The 467-nt window shown below is 47.1% G+C and carries 1 pseudogene; it reads left to right on the top strand.

Annotation, left to right across the window (positions count from 1 at the left end):
- Nucleotides 1–467: pseudogene (locus DLK05_RS17700) on the top strand (hypothetical protein); the annotation flags it as partial.

Below are 467 nucleotides of genomic sequence, written 5' to 3'. Positions count from 1 at the left end.
TGGCTGTTCCGCCAGCGATGATGTGAATGTTACTGTTCATGCCAATCCAATCGTAGATTTRGGAGCGGATCAGCAGAYCTGTGCAGGCAGCAGCATCAYATTGGATGCCGGCAATGCGGGAGCAACATATTTATGGAGYACCGGAGAAACTACGCAAACAATTAGYACATCAACCAGTGGCAACTATTCYGTWGTWGTMACCAATACCAATGGYTGTTCCGCCAGCGATGATGTGAATGTTACTGTTCATGCCAATCCAATCGTAGATTTGGGAGCCGATCAGCAGACCTGTGCAGGCAGCAGCATCATATTGGATGCCGGCAATGCGGGAGCAACATATTTATGGAGTACCGGAGAAACTACGCAAACAATTAGYACATCAAYYAGTGGTAACTATTCCGTTGTTGTAACCAATACCAATGGCTGTTCCGCCAGCGATGATCTGAATGTTACTGTTCATGCCAATC

This window comes from Ancylomarina longa (assembly GCF_003996985.1).
Lineage (GTDB): Bacteria > Bacteroidota > Bacteroidia > Bacteroidales > Marinifilaceae > Ancylomarina_A > Ancylomarina_A longa.
Note: the sequence above shows the minus strand (reverse complement) of the source record. Positions and strands in the feature narration are given on the sequence as shown.